Source organism: Actinacidiphila sp. bgisy167 (genome assembly GCF_965342175.1).
Lineage (GTDB): Bacteria > Actinomycetota > Actinomycetes > Streptomycetales > Streptomycetaceae > Actinacidiphila.
This window is the reverse complement of sequence record NZ_CBDRBL010000136.1, coordinates 1-9,019: the sequence shown is the minus strand read 5'-3', so window position 1 is coordinate 9,019 and position 9,019 is coordinate 1. Positions and strand designations below refer to the sequence as shown.

Below are 9,019 nucleotides of genomic sequence, written 5' to 3'. Positions count from 1 at the left end.
CTGCGGTCGTCGCGCGTCTTCTGCGGCGTCCTCGGGGGCGGCTGTTGGGAGCGGGGCGTCAGGATGAGGCGAGCGGTCTCGGTGAGTCGTCGGGGCGGCACGCGCTTCAGGACACGGGGACCTCGTCGGCCTCCGCTGGCACGACGTCCGCAGTGCATTCGACGCTCGGGTACGAGGGCGCGTCCGCTGGGGCTTCGACCTCACTTCCCCCCACCACGGAGCAGGTCATGCGTGCGGCGTTCCGCGGGTGGACGGTGAGTGCACTCGAGCGGATGCTGGCTGAGCAGGTTCACGGGGCCAGCTCGCTCGTTACCGGACTCCAGCACTCGATGTACGCCGTCAACCACCACGGCAGCGTGCTCTGGGTGGACGCCCACACTGGTACGCGCCTGCAACGACCTGATGTCTCTCTCTTCGTGGCCTCGATCGACCTTGATCCCGACGGCCGGCTCCTTGCTCCGACCCAGGACGTCCTGGCCATGGGCTGGGGGGGCGAGCGTTTTCAGTCACTGCTTCCCAACTCGGAGCTCCTGCGAGCGCTTGAGGCGGGGAGTTCCGGTCCCGCCGAACGATCCGACCAGCGTCAGGTGGATCACGACACCAGGACCCGGCGCGTCGCCAGGTACGACGACCTGGGTCTGGACCCCCGTGTGCCGCACGTGCAGGAGGCGGTTCCGGACGAGTCCATGTCGTCGGCAAACAGTGAGGCCGGCCGGTCGGACGCACGGCTCGACGATGCCGAGGAGGAGCCGTCCCTCATAGGCGGGGCCTTCGTCCCCTTGGAGCTCGACCCCGAGAACGGCAACGTCATCATCCCCAACGATCTGGGCCCGGTCATCCATGAGGCCGGCAGCTTGACAGGCACTCAGGGGAGGGTTTCTGACGTGTCCTCGACGTCGTCGGCCTCCAGTGAGGCCGGCCGGTCGGACGCACGGCTCGACGACGCCGAGGAGGAGCCGTCCCTCATCGAGGAGACTGCCGTCCACCGTGAGGCTGACGCGGGGTCCGGGGCTGTCATCGTCCACGACCACCTGGTTCCGGGCGCCCGTGTGACGTCCGACAGTTCGTCGGGCGAGATGGTTACGGAAGTGTCCTTGACGCCGCCGGGCGTTCGCGAGGCCGGCCGGTCGGATGCGCCGCTTGACGTCGCTGAGGCGACGTCTCTCATCGAGGAAACCTTCGCCCCGGCCGAGGCGGTGTCGGCAGAGGAGCCTCCGGCCGACGTGATTCCGGAGGGTCTCAAGCCCACCGAGGCAACCGATGTGCAGCAGCCTCCGAAGCCCGAGGTGGTACCTCCGTGGTACGTCGGTCACGACAACGCGGGCATGCTCGGCGAGTTCGCCGTGAAGGACGTCACGGTCAGTGCGATCACGGCCGCCAACGAGGCGTGGGCCGAGGAGGTCGTCGCGGCCCTGCCGTCCACCGTGAGCGACGCCGCCCGCGCCGCGCTTCTGGAACTGATCGCGGTCGACGATCCCCTGGACTGGTACGACCTGCTCGTCGAGGGCAGGACGGTGGAGGCGGGTGGCCGGGTGCTCTGGCTGCGCCCGGTCCTCGTCGACGTGAAGCCGGCGAAGCCGAGCGTGGCGAATGCCGAGAACATGTACGGCGTCCAGTGGAGTTCGACGAGCGCTGCTGAGAAGAACTCCCACATGGCGTCACGAGCTGCTGAGACGGCGCTGTTCTCCGCCTTGATGCTTTCGTCGGCCGCCGCCTCCGCTTTCGTGATCGGAGCTCCGCGTATCGCCGTCGAAGCCGGGGTGGAACGTAGTTCCGCCTCGCGCCGGAATGTCATCAGCGGTCGGAAGCTCTATGTCACGGACAGAGCCAGTTTCATGTCCCATGTGAAGCTCCGTGTCTTCGTGGACGGTGTGGAAGCGGCAGTGGGCGACAGGCCCACACCTGTGGGACTTGAGGTCGAGTTCCCGTCGATCTTCACCGATCAGGGGAAACGGGACCTGGCCCCCCAGGCCGAGCCGATCCAGGACGCCAACCGGACGGGGACGACTTCGGCGAGCGGGGATCTGGTCTTCGCCAAGCCCAGGATGTCGGGGGAGGTGCTCAACGCGGTCGATGTGACACCGGCCGTGGCCGCACTGCACCGGGATCTCCGCGGTGCCGGGCTCGACGCTTCCTCGGTGATCGCCATCTCGCGCCAGGTTCAGGAGCAGATACTCAACGAAAGGGCCGTCCGCAACCGCCATGCGTGGCTGCTGGGTGGTGGAGACGTCACCAATCCCATCGAGGTCGGGACCTTCGCGCGGGCGGAACTGAACGGATTCCGCGGGTATCTCCGGGCCCATGTCACCCTCGGTGCCGTGCAACTCGTCGATGTCCGGGCGGGTGCCAAGACACGCGCCGACCTCGGCGCCGGCGCGGCTCAGGGATATGGCCGGGGCGGTGAGAGCTCGGCAGCGATCACGTTCGCCGCCAATGTGACCGGTGTTGTCGACCCCTTGCTGCACAACGGCCTCGTGAAGGGCGTGGCGCCGTTCGTCGGCCTTACCCTCGGCAGCAGTCGGCGCTGGAACTCCACCCTGACCGACAGCGGCCTCAACCACACCGTGCTGGTGGCGAGGGGGGCGATGGCGCGCTACAAGGTCACGCTGGCGTTCTCCCTCACCTGGACGTCCGGTACCCATCCTTCGCTCAAACCGACGACCGTCGAGGTCCCCGCGGAGCTGGGCGTACCCTGGCGCGACGGCAAGGCCGCCGCGGAGTTCGAACGTCGGGTGCTGGGCCAGATCGCGTCCCCGGTCGTGCGGCAGGGGAGCGGGCACGACCTCGCCGTCCAGGTGGCCGCCCAGCCGAATGTCAGGGCACTTCTCCAGGTATCCGGTGTGAAGCCGACCGTCAGCGTGGTTCGACCGGAGCGGCTGCAGACCTGGCAGCCGAAGCCGGTCCCGGGCGAGCCGCTGCACCTCGTCCTCGGTGGTCTCGGCTTCGGTGCTGCCATCGGCCTGCCGGGCTCGCATCTGGTCGAGGACTACTTCCGGGCCACGCTGAGAAGCCTGGCCGGCAAGCGGGCGAACGTGGACTGGGCGACGGTCGAGCGGCAGTTGGGAGTCGAGTTCGCACGGCCGGTGCTCGAGGGCGATCTCGACAGCGTGCTCGCCGGCAAGACCCTCGACATCCGTGTCGGCAAGCAGACGTACAAGCTGGCCGTCAAGGGCACGCTCCTCACCCGTCGTGACTCCTTCACGGCGGAGGACCTGACGGTCAATGCCCGCGCCGCCATGACCAGCGGGCTGAACAGCAGTTCCGACGACCGCTGGGCAGTCGCCGTGGGTGCCGGGGCCGCCGCTCGGATCAGTCCCGCGCAATGGTTCCGGCTCCAGTTGGGCGCCGTACGGTTGCAGGCCAAGTTCTCGGGCGGCAGGGAGCAGATCCTGGGCGGTTCGGTGACCGCATACCGACGGAGGGAGAACCTCGGCGATGAACACCCGCCGCTGGTGTCCATCCGGGACATCGTCTACGAACTCACCGTGCGCAGTGCTGACGGCCGGGTGAACGAACGGGTATGGCTGGACAGGCCCGGCGACCTGGTCGCCGAGATCGTCACACCGCGTGCCTTCATCCCCGCCCAGCCCGTCACCCAGGGCGACCTCGCTCTCGTGGGCAAGCCCGCGTTCCTGCGCACATGGCCGGCGCGGGAAGAACCGCAGATCGACTTCAGCAGCGGCTCGACGGGCCTGTACCCGGCCTTCACCGCCATGCCCGCGCTGACGCATCTGGTCGCCCGTGTCTACTTCGACCTGCACGGTCTGAACTGGACAAACGACTGGACGCGGTGGCCGCAGGAGATCGTCGACGCGACACGGCCCGCGAGACTTGAGCAGTACTTCGGCCTGCTCACCGACGGACGGGGTCGTGGCCTGCGTCTGCCCGATCACGACGGCTGGGAGACGACCCTCAACCTCCAGATGCGGGCGTACGCGCCGCGCGCCCTGCCGTTGAGTGGGGCCAAGACGGAGATCGAGCACTACCTCAAGCACTACTCCCACCACGGGACCGCGACGCTCGGATCCACGTCGGTGGGCTTCCAGGCGGCCACCTCCGCCATGTTCCGCCTGGGTTCCGACGAGGGCGGCATCGTGCTGGTGGACGGCCACGACTCGGCCTCCCATGGTTCCTCCCACTCCAGCATGCCCGGTGGCCGTATCGTGGCGCTCGCTCACATGGACATGGGCGTGGACAAGGGTTCCACCCGCGAACACAGCGGAGGCGCGATCGAGATCTCCCGCGGCACGTACGAAGAGAAGCAGGTCGCCGGCTACCGGTCGGATCCGGTGTTCCGTGTCAGCGTCACCCGTCGCCGAGGCAGTCGGCAGGAGACTGCGACTCGCTTCATCAGAGTCAACGGGACGATGGACCTTCTCGTCCCGGACCGTCGTGTCGAGGATCTGGGGCTGCCCGGGAAGGCGACGGCCCTCGCTACGGACAGCAGCGTCCAGGATGTCCAGCCGCCCGTGGAGAACACTTCTCCCCTCCGGCCGCAGCGGACCTACCTCGGCGACCGGCTGTGGACGACGTCCGTCTGGCCGGAGGTGCTGAAGGCCGACGGTGTCGTCCCGCAGATCATCCAGCGGCTCCGCGGGCGGAATATCCTCCCGAGCGAGGAGCGGAAGGAGAGCATCGAGCACGCGCGGCTCCGCGAGACGGTGGAGGCCGTCTTCCGGTCGGAGGCGCTGAAGAGCGGTCATCAGGCTCTGGTCGGCTCGGGGTTCGGCGGCTGGTTCCCGATCACGGAACGCATGGGCGCCACCCGCTACGTGTGGATCAATGTGTTGGTGGAGAGCGTGCATCCCGCACACGCGCACCGCGACCGAGACGAGATCACACTCACCCTCCGCAGCGCGGGGGTCACCGAGGACAAGGAGGCGTCGAAGCGGGGCGTCTCGGCCTCGACCGGGTTCACCGTGTCAGCGCGTGCGGGAGCGCACCAGGCGGCCACCGATCACCAGGCTCACGGTGGACTCGACTACACCAGGGGGTACGTCAGGCACGCCGGAAGCTCGGACGTGTCTGTCGACAAGAGCACTCAGATCTACCGCGCCAACCCCAAGGACACCTCCGCGGAGTTCGAACACCAGGTCCGCTTCCGTATCCAGCTCGGCATGACCATGAAGATGCCGCAGATCCTGGAACCCTTCACCCGCTACGGTTACGTCCTCTACAACACCGTCGCGAACGCCATGGCGACCGCGCGAAAGGTGGACACCCGGCCTCAGGAGCCCACGCCGTGGACGTGGTTCGACGACGGCTCGGGAGAGGGGCGCGAGATCACCGGGCATGCACGGTTCCTGATCCCGCAGCACCTCACGGTGCCGGCGCCGGCAGTGGGTCCGATGCCCACGCCGTTCGCGCGGACGTACGGCGAGAACCCCCGCTGGCTCCGCCTCGCGGACACCGCGCTGCCCGCCGAGCCGGACACGGCGCTGGTGGACCAGATCCATCCCTGGGACGTTCCCGCGGCGGGCGCTCTGCAGCGGTGGGTGAGGACGGCGGCCCGGCAGTCCGGTGCCGACGCGGACCTCGCGCAGTCCCGCACCGGCCTGGCCCGTCCCGACTTCACCAGCCTGTCGGGACTGGCCCACCATGTGCAGACCAGTCAGGACATGGTGCGCGCGAACATCAAGGACCTGCTCCAGCACCGGTACATCGTCGACGTCGGCGGGACGAAGGTCAGGGTGGGCCTGGAGATCGTTCAGGCGGTGGAGTTCGAGCCCACCCCGAAAATGAAGGGGCGCAACTACCGGCAGGACAACCACGACGCCGAGCACGGTGTCGAGCGGAGCCGCGGTGTCATCCGAGGTGGCGGCCTGGACGGCGGCGGGGGCGGGTGGGACAGCGTGGAGCTGGCACGCGCCCTGATGGACTCGAGCGACTCGGACAGCTCGCGGATCGAGGGCGGCGCTTCCGAGACGTTCGAGGCGAACCGGGAGGCGACCAGAAAGTACCGGTACTACCGAATCGACGTGCGCATGATCGCCCGGCCCGTCAAGGACCCCGCCTACGCGCTGAGCGTGGACGTGCCGGGTGGCCTGTTCGCCTCGCTGCCCGCCACCCCCACCCCGACCGCGCTGGCTCCCTTCCTCGCACCCGCAGAGAAGCCCGGCGAGCTCACCGAACCCCCGGGCAAGCTCGACACCGTGCCGGGCGGTAAGCAGGAAGAGCCTCTGGAGGAGCCCGAGCCGGCCTCCCGTCATGACGTGCCACCGGCCGAGGAGGTGCTCGTCCCCGAGAACTCCGACTCCGCGAAGCCGGGCGGCTCCCAGGAGCAGCCTGGTGGCCACCCGCAGCACGAGCATCTCGCGGTGCAGCCGGACGCCTCGCGCAGCGGTGAGCGCGAGGCGGTACGGGACGCTGACGACGCCGGCCGACACAGGCAGCTTCCGTCGAACCCGGTTGTGCCCTTTGTCGAGGAGAGGGTGGCCGTACCGGTGGCCAAGCCGAGGATGAGACTGCCGTTGGAGGTGATCCGCCACCCGATGCGGTTCATAGCCGAGGAGATCACGGGCCTGGACGCCGCGCGGGTCGCGAGCATTCAGGCCATGGAGGACGAGGCGGCCAGGGAGACCGCCCTCGGCCTCGCCGTGAAGCAGGCCGCCGAGGCGGTCAGAACGGCGATCGCGGCGGTGCCGAATCGGGGCATGGTCAACACGGACGTCCTGCTGGTTGTGCCCATCAGCGCTGATCTGGGCGTCTGGCTCACGATCAGCCAGCGCCTCGCCAACGCGATCGACCACCGTGTCAAGGCCTTCATCGGAAGCGAGGCGACAACACCCGTGGAGATCTGCCCGCAGTGACGGGGGCGTCCGTCGGGACGCGGACGGGGTGGTTCCGCCCTGTCCGCCGTCCGGCGGCTCGTCGGCACCCGCGTCCTCGGCGGGGCTGACCGACGAGTCATAGGTACGTGGCCCGGCCGGCCGGAATCCGTTCCGGAGGGCCGGGCCGGATGACGGCCGGCGCGCCGTGCCCGTCCGGGCGGCATCGCGATCGGCGCACCGTACGTCACGGTGGCCGGCGTCACCGAATGCCCCGAAAAGTTCGAGATCACCGGCCGCATTCCCTTGGCGACCGCATTCACCTTCCGGAGTCGGAAGATTACGCGGTTTCGTCCGGAGAAATGCCGGCCAGGTGGCCATGTAAACTCTGGATGGTGACTACGTCAGACCTCTCCGGCGTCGGCTCGCCATCCCCCGGTTCATCTCACGTACATATCCAGGTTCCGTTGGCGCACGCGCAACGGGACGAGTTGCTGAGGCAGCGGTGGCGCGACCTGCATAAGAGCGGCTTCTGGCATGTGCACACTTTGCGCATTCCTAAGCAGTACGTGGCAGGCCACTACCGGTGCTGGTTCAATACCTCGGCGGTCGGGGACGTCTCGATCAGCGAACAGTACGGGGACGCCGTGGAAGGAATGTCCGGCGGAACGGGCATGAAGGGGGTCGAGCAGCGGCGCCTGTTGGTCAACATCATGCGCAGTGGCGGGACGAGCCTCACCGCCTCGGGTCGCACCGTTCATGTCCCGCCGGGCACGCTGAGCATACGGAACGCGGAGCTGCCGTGGGAGTTCTCGTCTCTGCCCGGCACCCGGGGGCAGGCACTGGTGCTGCCCTACGAGATACTCGCTGCGGCGGGATTCGGCGAGTTGCCGACGCTGGCGCTTGTTTCGCAGCACGCCCCGGAGGCGCGACTGCTGTTGGGCCAGCTGCAACTGCTCCGCGACATCTGGGGCGAACTGAGCCCGGGAGGTGCCCTCGCTGTTCAGGAGTCCTTGGTACAGCTGCTGGTCGGCACGCTCATGGCCCACGGGGTTTCCGCCGACTCGGCCTTCCGTCCCTCGCTTCGTGTAGCGGCCCGCAACGTCGCGGATTCCCGACTCATGGACCCGGACCTGTCGCCCGCGGAAGTAGCGAGGACGCTTTCTGTCTCCGTGCGCACCCTGCACCGGGCGTTCGCCGGTTCCGATGAATCGCTGATGGCCTATGTGCGGCGGCGCCGTCTGGAGCGGGCCCGTCAGGAACTCGTCGCTTTCGGCGGAAAGTACACCCTGTCCGCCATGGCAGCCCGGTGGCAGTTCGCCGACGCGAGTCACTTCAGCCGGGCCTTCAAGCGTCAGTTCGGTGAGTCACCGAGCTCGCTCGTCTACTGATCCTTGCCGGGCCCCACCCCAGCGGCACGCTCTGGAGCTGCCGGAACTCCAGGCCCCGGTGCGGGGATCCGGAGCACACCGATGGGGCACAGGTGGTGCGGTCGGGGTGAGGAGGACCTGGCCTCACGGGAGCACTGTCGAAGGGCGGGGCGGTTGTCCTTGGCGGAGACAGGGACCAGGCCGGGTCAGACCAATGGTGCGGGGTGTCCTTGCGCGCCCACGGAGGGCGCGACCGTAGATCTCGCGGCCAGGTTCGGGTTGCGGGCGGCGTGCCGGGACGCGGTTCCCAGGTCGCGCCAGATCCTCTGCAGCGGGTGCGCGGAGGCGAAGGCACCGGCTCCGATGACGGACAGCAGCAGCTCCACCGCCTCCCGGCAGCGGGTGGCGGTGACTTCGGCGTCCATGCGCACCCGTGTCCCCTGCGGCTCGGTCAGAACCCGCCCCTCCCGGAGGGAGCGGTCCATGTCGCTGGCCGCGCGGTGGGCGCGCAGCACAGCCGTGTCCAGGAGGGAAGCGGCATCGGCCAGAGCCATCTGCGCGCCGGGGGAGTCCGCGAAGCGCTCGTAGAAGGTCAGTGCATACGCTTGCGCCCGGAAGCCGCCAAGGTGGCGTCCAAGGCGGCGCGGGTCATGCCGATCACCGGGGCCGACCAGCGGCAGCGCGCTCAGGGAGGACAGCGGTGTCCGCAGGAACTGCTCGTCCGGGTGCCGGTCCGCATAGGCGCCGGCGCATCCGCTCCGCGTCGGCCGCCCGGCGCTCCAGGTCGGGCACCGGACAGGCTGCCGCGGCGACCAGCTCGCGTCGCTGTTCGAGCTCGATGTCATGATCCGACTGCACGTCGCTCATCCCGACGATTCCGCT

Annotated in this window: 3 protein-coding genes; 2 read left to right on the top strand and 1 reads right to left on the bottom strand. The window is 68.8% G+C overall.

The features are described from left to right. Positions 1–272 precede the first annotated feature (272 nt). Both ACRWND_RS29605 and ACRWND_RS29600 read left to right on the top strand, forming a co-directional pair. Positions 273–6,809, top strand: a complete 6,537-nt coding sequence (locus ACRWND_RS29605) for a hypothetical protein (RefSeq protein ID WP_431954854.1) — start codon at positions 273–275, stop codon at positions 6,807–6,809. 425 nt (positions 6,810–7,234) lie between these two features. Beyond that, a complete protein-coding gene (locus ACRWND_RS29600; protein WP_431954853.1) occupies positions 7,235–8,158 on the top strand; it encodes a helix-turn-helix domain-containing protein in 924 nt (307 codons plus the stop codon). Between the two features lie 185 nt (positions 8,159–8,343). Here ACRWND_RS29600 and ACRWND_RS29595 read toward each other — a convergent pair whose 3' ends face one another. Further along, positions 8,344–8,982 (bottom strand): hypothetical protein, encoded by a 639-nt coding sequence (locus ACRWND_RS29595; protein ID WP_431954851.1) that lies wholly within the window; start codon positions 8,980–8,982, stop codon positions 8,344–8,346. Positions 8,983–9,019: the final 37 nt, after the last annotated feature.

Bases quoted from the DNA above. Each gene is read 5' to 3' on its own strand.
- ACRWND_RS29605 (WP_431954854.1), top strand. From the start codon at position 273: ATGCTGGCTGAGCAGGTTCACGGGGCCAGCTCGCTCGTTACCGGACTC.
- ACRWND_RS29595 (WP_431954851.1), bottom strand. From the start codon at position 8,982: ATGACATCGAGCTCGAACAGCGACGCGAGCTGGTCGCCGCGGCAGCCT.